General features: G+C 66.7%; 8 protein-coding genes and 2 pseudogenes. 4 read left to right on the top strand and 6 right to left on the bottom strand.

The window, feature by feature from the left end; genetic code table 11:
* Positions 1-2: 2 nt before the first annotated feature.
* A complete protein-coding gene (locus JYJ93_RS27205) occupies positions 3-539 on the bottom strand; it encodes a metal-dependent hydrolase (protein WP_206796680.1) in 537 nt (178 codons plus the stop codon).
* A 139-nt stretch (positions 540-678) separates the two neighbouring features.
* Entirely contained in the window at positions 679-1788 is a 1110-nt protein-coding gene (locus JYJ93_RS27200) for an SEL1-like repeat protein (protein WP_206796678.1), read from the bottom strand.
* A 194-nt stretch (positions 1789-1982) separates the two neighbouring features.
* On the opposite strand from JYJ93_RS27200, the gene JYJ93_RS27195 reads away from it, so the two are divergent.
* Both JYJ93_RS27195 and JYJ93_RS27190 read left to right on the top strand, forming a co-directional pair.
* Positions 1983-8447: an Ig-like domain-containing protein gene (locus JYJ93_RS27195; RefSeq protein ID WP_206796676.1), complete on the top strand. Its 6465-nt coding sequence runs from the start codon at positions 1983-1985 to the stop codon at positions 8445-8447.
* 251 nt (positions 8448-8698) lie between these two features.
* Positions 8699-9235, top strand: coding sequence for a hypothetical protein (locus JYJ93_RS27190; protein ID WP_206796674.1), 537 nt, complete (start codon positions 8699-8701; stop codon positions 9233-9235).
* Positions 9236-9280: 45 nt separating this feature from the next.
* Here the strand turns inward: JYJ93_RS27190 and JYJ93_RS27185 are convergent, their stop codons facing one another.
* Positions 9281-9907 carry an alpha/beta hydrolase gene (locus JYJ93_RS27185; protein ID WP_206796672.1) on the bottom strand — a complete coding sequence of 209 codons (627 nt, stop codon included), beginning with the start codon at positions 9905-9907 and terminating at the stop codon, positions 9281-9283.
* A gap of 1347 nt (positions 9908-11254) precedes the next feature.
* Positions 11255-12061, bottom strand: a complete 807-nt coding sequence (locus JYJ93_RS27170; protein WP_206796667.1) for a hypothetical protein — start codon at positions 12059-12061, stop codon at positions 11255-11257.
* Between the two features lie 156 nt (positions 12062-12217).
* On the opposite strand from JYJ93_RS27170, the gene JYJ93_RS27165 reads away from it, so the two are divergent.
* Complete coding sequence (locus JYJ93_RS27165; RefSeq protein ID WP_206796665.1) at positions 12218-13456, top strand: hypothetical protein; 1239 nt, start codon at positions 12218-12220, stop codon at positions 13454-13456.
* Here JYJ93_RS27165 and JYJ93_RS40290 read toward each other — a convergent pair.
* Positions 13366-14729 (bottom strand): annotated as a pseudogene (locus JYJ93_RS40290) (IS256 family transposase). The gene JYJ93_RS27165 and the pseudogene JYJ93_RS40290 sit on opposite strands and share 91 nt — an antisense overlap.
* A gap of 196 nt (positions 14730-14925) precedes the next feature.
* Between JYJ93_RS40290 and JYJ93_RS27150 the strand changes: the two are divergent.
* Positions 14926-15561 (top strand): annotated as a pseudogene (locus JYJ93_RS27150) (site-specific integrase); the annotation flags it as partial.
* 102 nt (positions 15562-15663) lie between these two features.
* On the opposite strand, the gene JYJ93_RS27145 reads toward JYJ93_RS27150, so the two are convergent.
* Positions 15664-17421, bottom strand: a complete 1758-nt coding sequence (locus JYJ93_RS27145) for a serine/threonine-protein kinase (RefSeq protein WP_206796660.1) — start codon at positions 17419-17421, stop codon at positions 15664-15666.
* Positions 17422-17450 lie beyond the last annotated feature (29 nt).

The raw sequence follows: 17450 nt of genomic DNA, 5'->3' as shown, positions 1-17450 counted from the left end.
GGCTACCCGGTGCTTTCCGCCAGGGGCTTCTTCCTGGGGAACGTCGCGTAGAGGAAGAACGGCGCGAAGAAGAGCAGCTCGTACATCACCACGTAGAGCCCGCGTGGGGAGAACATGTACAGCCCGATGGGCGCGACCGGGATGGGGGTGACGGGCGCGAAGATGCGCTCATACGAGAACGGCCAGAACAACGCGCAGCCAAGCCCGCCGTCCGTCAGGATGTCCGCCAGTCCGTGGCTCAACGCGACGAACGCGACGCAGAGGAAGGTGCGCAGCGCCGGTGCTCCCGCGCGCCGGGCGATGGCCACGATGATGGCGGTGACCCACAGCGCGAAGACGAACGAGTGAGACGCACCCCGGTGGCCCCAGGGCGCCTCGTACGGGATGCCGAACGCGAACGCGATGACGTCCGCGTCCGGCAACATCGACAGCGCCGAGAACGCGACCATCGCCCGCACCAGCTTCGCGCGCGACGCGTCCTTGCCTACCCAGGCCCGTGCCGCGGCCATTCCGATTGCCACGTGTCCAATGCTCGCCATCGGCGGCGAAGTATAGCCTCTGCGACGCAGGCCACCACCTCCACGCCCTGGCTCCGCCCGCCTCCATCGCCCCTGGAGGTCCTTCGAGTGGGCGTCGAACTCTGGCGCGGATGTCGCTGATACACCCTTGGCCTTGCCGTCACTGCTTGACGCATGCGTTGGCGACGCCGGCCTGGCAGGCCTTTTCCATGAGCGTGACGGCCTGGGCTTCGTCCTGAGGGACTCCAACACCGCCTCGATAGAGGATGCCCAGGTTGAAGCACGCTCCCGCGTATCCGCCCTTGCAAGCCTTGTCGAAGAGCGTGGCGGCATGATCCACGGCCCTGTGTACGCCCAGGCCCTTGACGTAGAGTGCACCCAGGTTGTTGCATCCGAGGGCGCTGTCGTTCGTGCACGCCTTTTCATACAGGCTGGCGGCGCGGGCCACGTCCATCGGCTTTCCTTCACCGTTCTGGTAGTGCATTCCGAGGTCGGCGCAACTGTCGGCCAGTCCGGCCGAGCACGCCGTTTCGAGCAGCATGGCGGCGCGACGCATGTCCTTCTGGACTCCCTTGCCCTTTCTGTAGCTCACGCTGAGGTTGTGACAGGCCTCAGCCACTCCGCGCGTGCAGGCTGCCTCATAGAGCGCGGATGCGCGGATCCAGTCCCGGGGCACTCCCCGGCCTCTGTCGTAGAACAAGCCGAGGTTGTAGCACCCGGGGGCATATCCGCCCCTGCAAGCCTTCTCGAAGAACGTAGCGGCGCGGGCATCCGTCTTGTGCACTCCGCTGCCCTTCTCGTAGGACACGCCGAGGTTGTGGCAGGCCATGGGGACTTCGCCTGCACAGGCCTTTTCAAACAAGGTGTTGGCGCGGACATCATCGCTGGGCACTCCGCGGCCCTTCTCGTAGGACACGCCGAGGTTGTGGCAGCCCGCGGCGACTCCGCCCGCACAGGCCTGTTCGTACAAGGCATTGGCGTGGACATCGTCCCGGGTCACTCCGTGGCCATTCTCATAGGACACGCCGAGGCCGAAGCATCCCTTGGCATGTCCTGCCGCACAGGCCTTTTCAAACAAGGCGTTGGCGTGGCCCTCATCCACGGGGACTCCGGCGCCCAGCGAGTAGATGATGCCCAGCTCGGTGCACGCGGCGGCATCGCCCCCGTCACACGCGGGTTGCAACGTGTAGGGGGCCAGGATGGTCGGCCCGCTCGTGGCGCATCCGCTCAACAGTCCCAAACAGACCCAGATGCCGATGCTGCCCTTCATGTCGAACCCCCCTGTGTCGCCGGCAGCCTCAAGCCTTCACGGTCGCGGCACGGCGTGTCACCTGCCGTGCCCGCGCATCGGGAGCCTGAAGGTCGTTACTGAACCCCGCCGTTACAGCCCGCACCTTGTATCCGGAGCGCGATCCACTTCACGTCCGTCACTCAATTTAGAGTATGCGGATTTTTCCACTACTGGTGGCCGTCGGCGTCACGCTGCTGGCTTGTGACTCGAAGACCTCTTCCGGCACGGCGGAGGCCGAATCCCCGCTGCGCGTGAGCCCGGGCGGAAAGGCGTTCGTCGCCGGCACCCGGTTGCTGAAGACGGCGAAGGCCTTCCCGGGGCGATACATCGTCGTCCTCGAGGACAAGACCTCGCTGGTCGCGCTCCAGGCGCCGACGCAGCGCGTGGCCTCCGTGGCCTCGGAAGTAGCATCGCTCCACGGGGCGAAGGTCGGGCACGTGTACTCGCACGCCTTCCCGGGGTTCGTCGCGATGATGACCGAGGCCGACGCACGGCGGCTGAGCCTGGACCCGCGCGTGCGCTACGTCGAAGAGGACGGGATGATCAGGGCCGCCAGCACGCAGCCGTCTCCTCCGTGGAGCCTGGATCGAATTGATCAGCACGACCTGCCGCTGGACCAGGGCTATTCCTACAGCCGGACGGGCAGCGGGGTGCATGTCTACGTGCTCGACACGGGCATCTGGACGCCCCACACCCAGTTCGAGGGGCGCGCCCGCTTCGAATACGACGTCGCCAGCTACAGCGGGAACCAGGGCAACCCGGACTGCAATGGCCACGGCACCCACGTGGCGGGAAGCATTGGCGGCAAGACCTACGGCGTCGCCAAGGGGGTGAAGCTCCACGCGGTGCGCGTGCTCGGCTGCGACGGCGCGGGTTACGTGTCCGACGCCATCCGGGGCATCGAGTGGGTGACGGCCAATCACATCAAGCCGGCGGTGGCCAACCTGAGCCTGACGGCCTATTCCGACACGCAGGCCCTGGAGGATGCGATCACCCGCTCCATCAACGCGGGCATCCCCTACGTCGTGGCCGCGGGCGACACCGAGGGCGGCCCCTTCAACTTCGGCGCGGATGCGTGCTCCCGCTCTCCCGGAAGACTTCCGGCGGCGATCACCGTCAGCGCGACCACCGACACGGACCAACGGTTCTCGTATGCCAATTACGGCAGCTGCGTGGACCTCTTCGCGCCGGGTTCGGGGATCACCTCGGCCTGGCCGGGTGAAACGGGCACCTATGGTCATTACAGCGACACCCTGCTGGCCAGCGGCAGCTCCATGGCCGCCGCCCATGTGACGGGCGCGGTCGCGCTCTACCTGGAAGCCAACCCCACCGCCACGCCCGAGGAGGTCGCGAACAGGATCATCAGCCGCGTGACGCCGGACAAGGTCTCCGGCACCGAGGGCGCGCCGAACCGGCTCCTGTTCACCCCGTGCCCGGTGCTGGAGGCGACCGGGTCACCGCAGGTGGCCCTGACCGCACCGGCGGCCGGAGCGGCGCTGAGCGGCACGGTGACGCTCACGGCCAACGCCACGGATGACGTGGGCGTCACGAAGGTCGAGTTCTACGCGGGCACGCACCTCTTGGGCACGGTCACCTCGCCCCCCTACGCGCTGGCCTGGGACACCACGACCGCCAGCAGCGGCTCCACCACGCTCACCGCCAGGGCCTACGACGACGGCTGTGGCGGGTCGCAGAGCGCGCCCGTGGACGTGGCCGTGCAGAACGCGGGCAACGCGGCCTTCGACGCGCAGTGGCAGGTGCCCGCCTGTGCGAGCGTGAGCAGCCGGTGTGACTCGGTGTGGTTGCTTGAGGGGAGGGGAGCGCTCGGCCCCGAGCCGCATGCACCGAATACCCTGACGGGGAGCTGCGCGGATGGAACGGACCGGCCGGATCTCCCCAGCCCCGCGCTGCAGCGGCTCGCCGTCTTCCGGGACGCGGGGGATGCGCTCGCGGAGGGCAAGCGGGTGACGATCCAGGCGACGGTCCGGGCCAGCCACCAGTACGGGCAGGAGTTCCTGGACCTCTACACCGCGGCCGACGCGAGCAACCCCGTCTGGACCTACCTCACGACCCTCTCTCCCGGCGGTTATCGGGACCGGGTCCTCTCGACCGGGTTCCTCCTTCCTCCGGGCGGACTGCAGGCCATTCGCGGGGTTTACCGCGCCGGAGGAAGCGCCCAGGCGTGCAACCCGGACGCCCGCTCCGACCACGATGACCTGGTCTTCGCGGTGGGACAGGAGTTGGACCCCTCTCCGCCCACGGTGGTCATCACCTCGCCCACGGCGGGCGCGGTGGTGGAGAACACCGTCACCGTCGGGGTGGTGGCGAGCGACAACTTCGGCGTGGCGCGCGTCGAGCTGTACGACGGCGCGACCCTCGTCGACATGGCCAGCCGTCCTCCCTTCACCCTGACGTGGCCTACGAAGGGCTTGCCCAACGGCGCCCATCGCCTCACGGCGCGCGCCTACGATGCGGCGGGCCTCGACACCCTGTCGGCTCCTGTGGACGTCATCGTCAACAACGACATCGTCCCGCCGCAGGTGTCCTTCCTCTCACCCGCGGAGGGCGCGGCCGTGAGCGGGGAGGTCCACCTGACCGCCAGTGCCAGTGACGACAGGGGCGGGAACGTGCGTGTCGAGTATTTCTATCTGCTCCCGCCCTCCAACTATCGCCTCATCGGAGGCAGCTCGACGGCGCCCTACGATGTGACCTGGAGCGCCCGCTACTTCACGAACGGTCCCTGGGCGCTCTACGTGAAGGCCTATGACACCGCCGGCAACGTCTCCATGGCGGGGCCGCTGAACGTGGTGTTGGACAATGACAACACACCTCCGACGGTAGCCCTCGTCTCGCCGGCCTCCGGCGCGAACGTGAGCGGCACGGTCTCCCTCCAGGTCTCCGTGAATGACGACCGGCAGATGGGGAAGGTGACCTACTTTGTCGATGGCAAGCTGCTCGGCACCCGTCTTTCGGCTCCCTATTCGCTGACGTGGGACTCGACGTTCCAGGCCAATGGCAGCCACACGCTGATGGCCACGGCCCTGGATGCCGCCGGCAATGGCTCGACGAGCGCCTCCGTCACCGTGACGGTGAGCAACCCGGGCGCCGCGGCGTACGACGCGACCCTGAAGGTTCCGGTCTGCACCACGCCGTCGTCCTACTGCGACTCGGTCACGCTGCTCGCGAACAGGGGCTCTCCCTCCGAGGCCCACACGCCCAACACGCTGGATGGATGCGCCGACGGCACCGCGACCTTCTATCCGGGCACCTCGACCGCCATCGAGCGGATCCGCGTGTATCGGCCGGATGGGACGAACCTGGCGGCCGGGAAGCGGGTCCGGATCGATGTCACCGTCAATGCCCTCAGCCCGAACCGGGAGGGGGTGGATCTCTACTACGCGAGTGACGCGGCCCACCCCTCGTGGACTTACCTGACCACGATCGCTCAGGGCAACTATGGCCAACAGACCCTCTCCACGGAGTACCGGCTTCCCGCCGGAAGCGTGCAGGCCGTGCGCGCGAGCTATTGGTTCGGCACGCACACCCAGTCCCCGTGCACCGTCAGCTCCGGCAATGACGCTGACCACGATGACCTGGTCTTCACGCTCGCGGACGAGCCGGACACCACGCCGCCCTCCGCGCAGCTCACTTCTCCGGCCGAAGGCACGGTCCTGACAGGGATGGCCACGGCCACGGCCAGCGCGAGTGATGACTACGACGTGGCGCGCGTGGACTTCTACGAGGGGTCGACCCTCCTGGGCACCGATGACACGCCGCCGTACAGCGTGAGCTGGAACAGCTGGAACACGCCCAATGGCAGCCGCTCGCTGACGGCGGTGGCCCGGGACGTCGCGGGGAACGCGGGCCCCTCGAGCCCCGTGGTGGTGACGGTGAACAACGACCACGCTTCCATCCTCACGACGATCACCAGCCCCTCGAACGGGGCGACCGTGGTGGGAACGGTGACGGTCTCCGCCACGGCCGGCAACCCGAGCAAGGTGGCGAGGGTCGAGCTCTACGCGGGCACGCGCCTGCTCGGCACCGATTCCACGTCTCCCTACGCCTTCAGCTGGAACACCACCGCCGAGCCCCCCGGCCCGTACACCCTGACCAGCCGCGCGTACGACACCTCGGGCAACGTGGAGGTGTCCGCGCCGGTGAACGTGACCATCGTGCGTGACAACACTCCGCCCACGGTGTCGATCACCTCGCCCTCGGCGGGTGCCACGGTCCGCTCGACCGTGCAGGTCCAGGCCACCGCCACCGATGACACGCAGATCGTCCGGGTCGAGCTCTACGTGGACGGTGCGTTGATGGGAACGGACTCCGTTTCGCCCTACGCGATCTCCTGGAATCCGAGCGCGGTGGCCAATGGCAGCCACACGCTGACGGTCAAGGCATTTGACGCCTATGGCAACGTGGGGACCTCGCCCGCGGTGGGGGTGACGGTGATCCGCGACGTCACCGCGCCCACGGTCTCGGTGAGCTCACCGGCGGAGGGCGCCACCGTCAGCTCCTATGCCTTCTTCCAGGCGAACGCCGCCGATGATGATGTCATCTCCCGGGTGGATTACTTCCTCGATGGACAGTTGCTGGGGTCGAGCGGCGACAGCGCACCCTACAGCCGTCTCTGGGACAGCCGGAGTGTCGCCAACGGCGCCCACACGCTGATCGCCAAGGCCTACGACGGCGCCGGCAACGTGGGTGTATCGGCCACGCGCTCCTTCATCGTGGACAACGACTCCACGCCTCCGACGGTGTCCATCACCTCGCCCTCGCAGGGGGCGAGCCTGGCGGGCCTCATCTCCATCCAGGTGAGCGCGAGCGACGACCATGGCGTGCGGGGAGTCGACCTCTACGTGGATGGCATCCGCGCCGTGTCCAGCGCCTCGCCGCCCTTCGCCATGATCTGGGACAGCCACTCGGTGCCCAATGGCAGCCATACCCTCACCGTGAAGGCCTATGACGCGGCGAACAACCTCACCACCAGCGCTCCGGTCACGGTGAGCGTGGCCCAGCCGGGTACCGCCGTGTACGACGCCACACGCAAGGTTCCCGCGTGCGCCCAGGTCTCCAGTGTCTGTGACTCCGAGTCGCTCCTGCAGGGCCGCGGTGTCGTCTCCCAGTTCCCGGAGCTCCACCCGCCCAACACGCTCGATGGCTGTGCCGATGGGGTAGGGGGCTCGTACCCGTCCGGGAGGGTCGGCTGGATCGCGGTCTCCGGCGTGAATGGAGCATCCCTGCTGGAAGGAAAGCGCGTCCGGATCGAGGTCGGGGCCATGGTCGACAATAGTTACTCTGATGCGGTCGCCCTCTACTCCGCGAGCGATGCCTCCGCCCCCGTGTGGACGTACCTGACCACGCTCCGGGCGAGCGCGAGTGGCTCGCAGGTCCTCTCGACGGAGTACGTGTTGCCCGCGGGAAGCGTGCAGGCGGTTCGCGCCAACTACTTGTCTGGTGGCAGCACCGCCTCGGCGTGCAGCACCGGCGCCTATGATGATCATGACGACCTGATGTTCGCGGTCGGCCCGCCGGAGGCGGACGTAACGCCTCCGACGGCGGTGCTCACCGCTCCGGCCGCGGGCACTGTCCAGGGGATCGTGCAGGTGACAGCCACCGCCACCGACAACCTGGCCGTCGTGAAGGTTGCGTTCTATGACGGTGCGACGTTGCTGGGGACGGACACCACGGCCCCCTACGGCGTGAGCTGGAATACCGCGAGCGCGGTCGCGGGCGCCCATACGCTCACGGCGAAGGCCTACGACAGCGCGGGCCTCACGGGGACGTCCGCCGGGGTCTCGGTGATCGTCGACAACCTCGCTCCGACGGCGGCAATCACCGCTCCAGCCAGCAATGCCGAACTGCTCGGCACGGTGACGGTGACGGCCACGGCGCAGGACGACACCGGTGTGACGAAGGTCGAGTTCCATGACGGCGCGACGCTCCTGGGGACGGACACCACGGCCCCCTACAGCGTGAGCTGGAATACCGAGGGCGTGGCTTCGGGCACCCATACGCTCACGGCGAAGGCCTACGATGGTCTGGGCCGGACGGGAACCTCCGTGGCGGTCCAGGTGATCGTCGACAACGCTCTGCCCACGGTGTCATTCACCGCTCCCGCGGCCTCCTATGTCCGGGGGAGCGTGCCGCTGACGGCCAGCGCGAGCGACAACCGGGCCGTCACGAAGGTCGAGTTCCATGACGGCTCGACGCTGATCGGCACCGCGACCACCGCGCCGTACTCCGTGAATTGGGACACGGTGGGGACGGCCAATGGCAGTCACACGCTCTACGCCAAGGCCTATGATGCCGCCGGGAACGTCAAGGTTGATTTGCGCAACGTCACCGTGGACAACGCCGCTCCGGCCGTGGCCATCACCTCTCCGGCGAATGGGGCGACCTTGTTGGCCCTGTTCCTGAGCACCACCATTCAAGCCAGCGCGAGCGACAACGCCGGTGTGACCCAGGTGGTGTTCTACGATGGTGGCACCGTGCTCGGCACGGACACCAGCGCGCCCTACAGCGTGAGCTGGAACCTCCTGAGCGCGGCCAAGGGCAAACACACGCTGTCGGCCAGGGCCACCGACGTGGCGGGCAATGTCACCACGTCCGCGGCGATCTCCGTGACGGTGCAATAGCGGGGGAGCAAGGCCGTACGAGAAGGGACGCCAGAGTGCGGGAGCTTTGTGCCCTCGCCTCCGTCCCTGTCTCGATATTCACTCGCAAAGGCTTGTCGTAGCCCAGCCCCCGATGAGGGGCCTTCAGGCGTGAGCGGGATGTTCAAGTCCTGTCACTTACACGCCATCTCGGGGTGACGGTCCTGGCGATGCCTGTCACTCTCGCACGGCTCCTCATGGGGCACCTTCATTCTCAACTCAAGGAGCATGGCGTGCGTCTGGCAATCATCGCGGGACTGCTGTCGGTCGGTCTGTTCGCGGGCTGTGGCGGCGTGGACATGGATTCGCGGGACGTTGAATCCCAGACGCTGACGCCATGTGAGCGGGAATGCCTCGCGGCCTACCGGACCTGTAGCTATCAGGCGACAACGCCCGAGGAGCTGCAACTCTGCCGCGACGAGAGCAACTCCTGCGCCGAATTCTGCTCCTCCTACCGGGCGCCCGCCTCGGAGGTGACGGCCCGGTCGCAGAGGGCCTGCGAGCGGGCCTGCTTCATCCAGTATGACGAATGCTTCCTTCAGTCGACGTCGCCCGAGCAGGACGCCGCCTGCGAGGCGCAGAGCAATGTCTGCTACGCCAAATGCCAACCCTGGGTGGCCAGCCCGGTGCAGGCCATGCGCCCGCCGCCGTGCGAGTACGCGTGCGACCTCGCCTACACCTACTGCCTGCGCAACTCCCCGACGCCGGCCCAGTGCGCGCCGGAGCGCGAGGACTGCTACAGCACCTGCCCCAGCCCGGCGGCGCTGTAAGGAACCCTCTACCGGGGACCTTCGTTTCCACGACGTGTACGTCGTCTACTTTCCCGTGTCGCACCGCACGGCGGTGTTCTGGCTCATCCCGCACGAGTACCGAGCCTGAGCAGGGCTGCGCGCCGCCTGCGGCAGAACGTCCTGCACCAGGTGGAGGAGCACGCGTCCGGGCTCCTCCACCATCATCATGTGGGCGGAGTGCTCGACCCAGACGAGCTGCTTGCCCGGCGAGCGCACCTGTTGGAGCCAGTTGGCCGCGACCTGCGAGGGCGTGGTCGTGTCGTGCCTCCCCGCGAAAAGGATGATCGGGCAGCCGAAGTCCGTGACCCGCCCGTAGTCGACCCGGGCCAGGTCCGGCAGCAGATTGGGCAAGGAAAGCTGGGAGCCCAGGTCCATCGCCGCCACATCCCTGGCGGTGTATTCGGGGGAGAGCTCCGCGAGATTCAGGTAGTGGCTGATGCCGTCGCGGCCATGCACCAGTCCTCCGAATGCGTTGGACCACTTGCGCTCGATGCCGAGCTTCTGGAGGGGGAGCGACCCGTCCTGCTCGGGATAGGGCGCGATGGACTTCAACTTCTGGAGGGCCTCCGTGTTGTGCGCGGCCTCCGCCGCGGCGAGCGTGAGCGCATAGCTGACGCGCTCGTTCTCCTGGCCGCTGATGACCTGCCCCATCCCCACGTAGGCGAACAGCAGCTCGGGATGGCGGTGGGCAGCCCCAGGCCGACGAGGCTCCCCCAGGAGTGCCCCAGGACGAAGACCTTCTCCTTGCCATAGCGGCGGCGAAGGTACTGGACCACTTCCACGGCGTCCTCGGTGATGCGCTCGCGCGACAACGTGGGCGCGATGCGAGCGGGGTCATTCGCGTTGTACGTCTTGCCACTGCCGCGCTGGTCCCACTGCTCCACGGTGAAGTAGTCCTCCCAGCCGCCCTGGAAGGCCCAACTCGTCGGCAGCTCCGGCGAGGTAGGCCCACCGTGGATCATCAGCAGGATGGGATTGTCCCGGTCACGACCCCGGACGGAGATCCATTGGTGTGTCCCGCCCACCGGAATCGTGAGCAGTTCCTCCACGCCTCCGGCGTCACGATCTTCCGTGCGTCAGCGATGATGGCCGGCGCGTCCACGGCGGGTGTGGGCGGAGTGGATGCGCACGCCGCTCCCAGTGCGATGCCACAGAGCGCGAGGCACCGTGTGAGCACGGCGAAGCAGTGGCGTGAGGGAGAAGGGCGCGACATGCCGGGCGGTTCTCCATGAAAAGACGCAGCGAACACATAGGGCTGTGTCGATCCGATGGGAAGTCTCCTGATTCGCGCCTCGGCTGATTGGGTCGGGCTCCAAAGTGAGCCGAGAGGACGGAGCACCGCTTGGGACCGGGCGCTGGCGCAGAGGGCGCCACGGTCGCTCAACGGGCTGTAGAGTGGCAGCCGCTACAGCGTCAGGTGTGGATGGCGCCCCAAAGCCCAGTCCACCGGCTAGGCTCAAAAAATACCTGCGGCGCGAGAGTGCGGCTGTACTTCCTGCAGGAGTGCTGCATTTCCCCGACGCAGCCCGTCGGCTACAGCTGGACGGCTGCTGGCGAGCGTCGGCTCGTCCGGTACGGGGCGACTGCCCGCAACCGTGTCAATGCGCTGGCAGCCTACTACCCATTGTGGCCGTGGCCAGGACTGCACTTCCGAGTCATGCCACGCACTGTCAACGCGGCTGACATACTCCACTTCCTCCAGTCACTGATGCGCCCGTGAGCTCCGCCTACCTGGGTGGGGCTGGACAACAGCAACACCCACCGCAGCCTGCACATCCGGCGTGCCCTCCCAAACCTGGCCCGCCACGGCGTGCACCTCTTTTCCCTGCCGCCCGACAGTCCCGAACTCAATGACATCGAGCCATCTTCGGCGTCATCAAGGGCCACGAAATGCCTGAGCGCAACTACAGCACCCTGTAGGAACGCCTAGCCGCTGTCAGGCGAGCCCTGCTCCGCCGCTAACACCTCCGAGTGCGGTGCAGGTAGACAGCATTGATGTCAGGGGACTTGGGTCGTGCCCTTCTTCTCGCTGGTGCCTTCTCCGACTAGCAGAACCTCGCAATCAAGCAGTGTCCGGGACAGGTCGGCAAGCTGCGCGACCGGATCTTCGTTCCTTCGGGCAAGCGTTTCACGAACAAGCCTTGCATCGCTGGACCGCCCGCGCTCCTGGAGAAACTCGGTTAGCTCGTTCACCGTTCTCTCGGCCACCGACCGCACCTCGCCGCGAGGAATGCGAAGACCCTCCGATCGCAGTTCAGTAAACCACCTGCGGCCGAATGCACCGCTCACTGCTCTTCCCTTCTTCGAGTAGACCCGGTGGTTGTGTGAGGTGTCGAAGGCAACATGGTGTTCCTCGCTCGTTGAGAGCTTTCCAATCTGGAGAGGGCTAATGAAGAACGTGCGGTCAACGATTTTTCTTTGAAGGTAGGCGTCGTTGAACTCGGCCTGGGTATGGAAGGCTGGAGCCGCGTAGTAGACCCAGTGGCCCTTCTGCGCCCACTCGCAGAGCATCGCGTGTTGGTTGGATATTGATGCTGGACGAATGTGCATTCGGAAGAAAGGCGGAGAGAAGTGTCCTTTGCCGCATTCGCTGGCGCTCTTCTTGACCATGTGGTCCGAAAGCTTGAACTGGAGAAACGCCAGGCCGTCTGCGTGCGTCAGCATCAGGTCGTAGCCACCGCCTGGTGCGCCCTCTTTCAGGAGGGATGGGAAGAGGGGGGCAGCGAGGACCGGCGATGTACCTTCTCGAACCAGCGCCTCGGTCAGGGCATAGCCGAAGGAGAACTCGGAGATTTGCGGCTTCATTTATAGCCGCAGATTCTAGCTCGCCTGACGTTGGGGTGCCGCTTCTTGCTGGCAGGAAACGGTCGTTTCTGCGCATAGTCAGGCCCCCGGTGTAAGCCGTCGATATTCCACTTCGAACCCCAGTTAGTCCGCGCGGGGTTTTCGGACATCAGCACCATGCCATCGCCCCCAACGACCGAGTTGCCTCGTCCCAAGGGGTGGGACGAGTTCGAAGATCTCGTAGCCGATGTCCTGCGTGAGCGTTGGAAGACGCCGAACGTCACAAGAAACGGACGCAGCGGCCAACGCCAAGCCGGGGTGGACATCTACGGGCCGGCAGCGCACCTGGCACCCGGGCAGTATGCAGGAGCGCAATGCAAGCGGACCGATGGCCTTGACCTCAAGGTAGCCGAGGAGTGCGTCAGCGACGCTGAATCATTCGAGCCAGCTCTCTCGGAGTTGCTCATCTGTACGACGGCACCTGCTGACGCAAAGGTGCAGCGTGCAGTCAGGTTGCTTGACCAGAAGCGTGCCCAAGCGGGGCAGTTCCGCGTCTTCTTACTGTTCTGGGAGGACATTGCCCTTGAGCTATCTGGCCACCGAAAGCTGCTAGCAAAGCACTTCCCCGGGTGGTCCAGGCTCGGCCCGCACGAAGAGGAGCCTCAGCTCTCCCTTCTCCTGACTCTGACTTCTGGGGAGTCTGCCGACGGCACCCGTCTCTCGGCTGTTCCCAATCGCCTGCGGAACTTGGGTAGGGTGGTCAACCCATTCTCCGAGACCGAGTTGGGCGCCGCTGACATTGCTGCCGACGATGCTGCTCGCGCGCGAAGGTACAACGAGGAGGTTCGGGCCTTGTTGGCAGTGCCGGAGAACAGGGATCGGTGGGTGCGACAGAACGCGTCGACTCGCTACGAGAAGCATGGGGTGCCGTTGGGCGTCGTCATCGAGAACGAACGGGCGACGGCATCGGACGTGCTTGTGACGTTGACATTCCCAGAGGGCTTCGAGGTCTGGGAGGCCGACGAGCCTCCTCGGACGGAGGTGCCCCTCAAGGTCCCGGAAAGGCCTGTCATCGGCGCAGCAGCTCGGCTCATGAGGCAATACACGCAGCAGTTCGCATTGCCTGCGATGTTTCGGGAATTTGCTGTCCCGAGCATCACCCTCCCATCGCACATTCCAACGAAGCTCACCCTTCGGCATGTTTCGCGCCTTCGAGTGGAGGATGGCGCGGTGTCCTTGCGCCTCGACCGCATCGCCCCGCGACGGCGCTGGCCATTCACAGGCGAAGATGGCCTCAGGGTCGCTCCGCCGTGTCAACCGGGCGTTTACGAAGTGCGGTGGGAAATCGATGCTGAGAACTTGAGCCAGCCTGTTGTCGGAAGCCTCAAGTTGGTTGTGGAGGAGCGCACCGCTTGAGAGGTCGTGTCAATTGGTGTGGAAACGTGTTTGGCGGCGCGGCGAGTCCCCGGAGGTAGCATTACGAGGTTGCCGCCCTCGTAGGTGCGGCCGGCGAGCACGTCTCGGAGGTGCTCGGCGGCATCGAGTTTGCGGAAGCTCTTCTGGGCGACGAACAGCGGCTTCCAGAGTAGCACGGTGGCATTCTCCACTTTGTGGGAGTGCTTGGCCGCGTACGTGCGCAGCCTCAGCGACGCGAAGGGGCTCGCGATGCTGTTGGCGGTGCGCAGATGCTTCCAGTGCTGCTTGGGGAAACGGTAGTAGGTGACGAGCCGCTCCCAATCATGGAGCAGGCACGCGGTCGCCTTCGGCTCCTTCTGCTGGTTTTCGGCGACGAAGGTGTCGCACTGCGCTTCGGCCTCGGCACGGGTTACGGCATGGGGAATGGGTTTGAGCAGGACCCGGGCCGCCGCCAACTCCTTCTTCGGCAGCTTGTCCAGCACGTTGGGCAGCTTGTGATTGAAGCAGTGCTGGTGCTCGGCCTGTGGCCAGACTTGCGCCGCCGCGCCCCGGATTCCCAGGTGGCCATCGGCAACCACCAGCCGAGGCTCCTCGAGCCCTTGCTTCTTCAAGTCTCGCCGCGCCTCGGCCCACGATTCCTCGGACTCCCGGTGGCTGCTGACGAGCGCCAGCACTTCTTTCGTCCGTTCCGCAGCGCCCCCATGAGCACCAGCACCGCGGCCTTCTCCTTCTTCAGCCCCGCCTTCACGTACACCCCGTCCGCCCAGACGTACGCCACCTCCTTGCCCACTAGCGAGCGTCGGCTCCACTCAGCGTGCTCCTGCTGCCAACCCGCCTTCAATCGCTCCAGGCTCGCCTTCGATAGCGGCGCCCCTTCTCCCAGGAGGCCCCGCAGCGTCAGTTCGAAGTCCCCCATCGCCAGGCCGTGCAGGTAGCGCGTCGGCAGCAGTGCCCCTACCTGCTTCGTGCGCCTGACGAGCAGCAGTAGCACCTTTGAATCGAACGGCTCCTCGCTTCCCCGCACTTGCGGCCGACTCACCCGCACCGTCCCCATGCTCGTCGCCAATCGCCGCTCCCTACCGTGCCCGTTACGGTAGCCCGGCTTTGCGTCCACCTCCGTCCGCCGCTCGCTCTTTGGCCGCCCCAAGAAGGCCGGCAGCTCCCCCTCCAGAATCCGCTGCAGCCTGTGCTGAATCTGCTCCCGCGTCAGTGCCTCCAGCGCTTTGAACCGCAAACTCGACGGCGTGGCTTCCCCCTGCGTACTCTTCTTCATGGCGATGTCTCGTTCCCGTGGGGCCGGGCGGCAACACGGGCTCGGTTCGGTAGTGTTCACCGGGGATTGTTACGTCGCCTTTCTCGTTTCCATACTCTCTGTGATTACCTCCGGTCAGGTCGCGCTTCGCCCCGAGTCTGGACACACGGCGCTGCGCTGTATCACTCCTGCTTCGAGTAGTTATGTGCAGGTTGGCGTTCTCCAACACGTCCCGCGCGTCAAGCTATTCAAGACGAAATAGCCCACCTTTGACACTTCCTATCCTTCGAAGACGCCGAACGCCTGCTCAACGCTGCTGAGCCGGAATGGCGAACGTTGATCCTAGTGGCGCTCAAGATGGGCCTGCGACTTGGGGCGTTGATCGGACTCCAGTGGACCGACTTGGACTTGCAACGCGGCAAGCTCAATGTGCGCCTGACCATCTGGTGCGGCGTGGTGTGGGTGCCCAAGAGTGGATGGGAAAGGACCATGGACCTGCCGGCGTCGGCTGAGGAAGCACTCAAGGCCCATTGCCACCTGTGCGACCCTTACGTGTTCTGCTAGCCGGACGGTCAGCCGCTCACCGCTGGGATGACTAGGCTCCGCTCCAGCGGGCGTTGCGTAGGGCGGGCATCAGCCGCCTAAAGGGCTCCATTGGGAGCACAACCTGCGGCACACCTACGACAGCCACCTTAAGATGCTGGGCGTGGCCTTCAAGGTGATCCAAGAGTTGATGGGGCACGCGACCATCGAAATGACGATGCGCTAGGCGCACCTGTCACCCGAAGCGCGGGAGCGCGCGGTGCAGGAGTTGGAGCGGTCTATCCCCCACCCGCACGCCGCGCTGGGCTAGAGACATCAGAGGGGCACAATGGGGCACATGAAGAAAAACCCAGCAACCCTTTAGGATTGCTGGGCTTCTCGGGATCGAGGCGACGGGAATCGAACCTACGGCTTACTCGAACACGCCGATGCCCGGGTCGCTGCCGCCGGTCTTCACGGGCTTCGTGGGCCGGGGCGGCGGGGCGGCGCGCACCGGCTCCAGCCGCACGTTCACGCGCTGCTCCGACGTGTCCGCGAGTCGGCTGTAGTCCAGGGTCTTCTCCTGGTCCTGATGCCCGGAGAGCTTGAAGCGCAGCTCGGTGACCTTGGAGCGCGGCATGAGCAGCTTCGTGGGCGTGGTGCCGATCTGCGCATCGCCGTCGAAGATGGCCGCGCCGGACGGCGAGGAGGTGAACTCTACCGTCACGTCCTGCGGCAGCGCCGCCGGAGGAGGCGCCGTCGGCGGCTCCTGCACCCGCGTGGGCGGTGCGTCCACAGGGGCCTTCGGAGGCGTCATCGCCACGGGAGGCGGCGTCTGCGTCGCCTCACCCCCCCCACGCGTCATCACCACCGCCACGCCCGCGCCAATCAGCAGCAGGGGCACGCCGATGATGGCCGCCTTCACGCCCCCGGACATGCCCTTGGGCGGAGGCGGAAGCTCCGGCTCCGGCTCAGCAGCGCGGGGGGCAGGGGGACGGGGCCGGCTCGCGGCCACCGGCGCCGGGCTGTTCCCGTTGGAGGTCGCCCTGGGCGCCGCCTGCGCTCCCGCGGACGTGCTGCTGCCCCGGGGCGGAGCCATGCCCACGCGGGAGCCCGTCTTGCCGGTGGCCGGTGCACGGCCCGCGCGGCTTCCTGAACCCAGGCGGCTGCCCGAACCGGCGCGGCTTCCCGAGCCCGCGCGGCTTCGGCTGCCCGTGCCTCGCTCGGCGCCGGGCGTACCTCCCGTGGGGTGCGCGTCCAGCTCCTCCGGGGACAGGCCCTCCACCGCGTCCAGCAGCGCGTCGATGAACTCCTGCGCGTTCTGGTACCGGTCCTCCTTCTCCGGCGCGAGCGCCTTGGTGAAGAAGGCGTCCAGCTCCGGCGGCACCGGCGCGCCCTGGCGCTTGCTGTTCACCGGGGGCACGGGCTGCGTCAGCGACGCCGTCAGCGCCTTGCGCACCGTGTTCGCGCCGTAGGGCGAGCTGCCCGTGAGGCAGAAGTAGAGCACTCCCGCCATCGAGTAGAGGTCGGAGCGCTGATCCACGGACTCGCCGCCGGCCTGCTCGGGCGGCATGTACTGCGGGGTGCCCAGCACCTGGCCCGTGGAGGTCAGCTGCTCCTCCTCGTCCTGCTCCAGCGCCTTCACCAGGCCGAAGTCCAGCACCTTGACGAAGTCCTTCCCGTCGAGCGCCTGGACCATGATGTTGTGCGGCTTCAGGTCGCGGTGGACGCAACCCTCCTCGTGCGCGTGCGCCAGCCCCAGCGTGGCCTGCTCCAGCAGGTTCACCGCGCGGCGCAGCGTCATGGGCCCTTCGCGCTTCACCAGCTCCTTGAGGCTCTCCCCCTTGAGGAGCTCCATCACGTAGTAGCAGGTGCCGTCCGCCGCCCGGCCGAAGTCGAAGATGGTGATGACGTTCGGGTGGCGCAGGCGGCTGGCGATCTCCGCCTCGCGGCGGAAGCGCTCGAAGAACTGGGGCGCCGCGGCCAACGAAGGGTTGAGCGTCTTCACGGCCACCGGGCGCTGCACGGACGTCTGCGTGGCCCGGAACACCATGCCCATGCCGCCCTGGCCCAGGACGCTCTCAATCTTGTAGCGGCCGTCCAGCACCTGGCCCAGGAGCTGGAGGCTCTGCGCCGCGCACAGGTGATCTTGACCTTCGGTACTACCGCAGTGGGGACAGGGAGCGGCCATGGGTGGCGGGAGTATAGGCAAGCCCCGCC

It is taken from the genome of Corallococcus sp. NCSPR001, assembly GCF_017309135.1.
Classification (GTDB): Bacteria; Myxococcota; Myxococcia; order Myxococcales; family Myxococcaceae; genus Corallococcus.
Note: the sequence above shows the minus strand (reverse complement) of the source record. Positions and strands in the feature narration are given on the sequence as shown.

What these genes read in the sequence shown, in the direction of transcription:
- JYJ93_RS27205 (WP_206796680.1), bottom strand. Translation starts at nt 539, where the DNA reads ATGGCGAGCATTGGACACGTGGCAATCGGAATGGCCGCGGCACGGGCC.
- JYJ93_RS27200 (WP_206796678.1), bottom strand. Translation starts at nt 1,788, where the DNA reads ATGAAGGGCAGCATCGGCATCTGGGTCTGTTTGGGACTGTTGAGCGGA.
- JYJ93_RS27185 (WP_206796672.1), bottom strand. Translation starts at nt 9,907, where the DNA reads ATGGGGCAGGTCATCAGCGGCCAGGAGAACGAGCGCGTCAGCTATGCG.
- JYJ93_RS27170 (WP_206796667.1), bottom strand. Translation starts at nt 12,061, where the DNA reads ATGAAGCCGCAAATCTCCGAGTTCTCCTTCGGCTATGCCCTGACCGAG.
- JYJ93_RS27165 (WP_206796665.1), top strand. Translation starts at nt 12,218, where the DNA reads ATGCCATCGCCCCCAACGACCGAGTTGCCTCGTCCCAAGGGGTGGGAC.
- JYJ93_RS27145 (WP_206796660.1), bottom strand. Translation starts at nt 17,421, where the DNA reads ATGGCCGCTCCCTGTCCCCACTGCGGTAGTACCGAAGGTCAAGATCAC.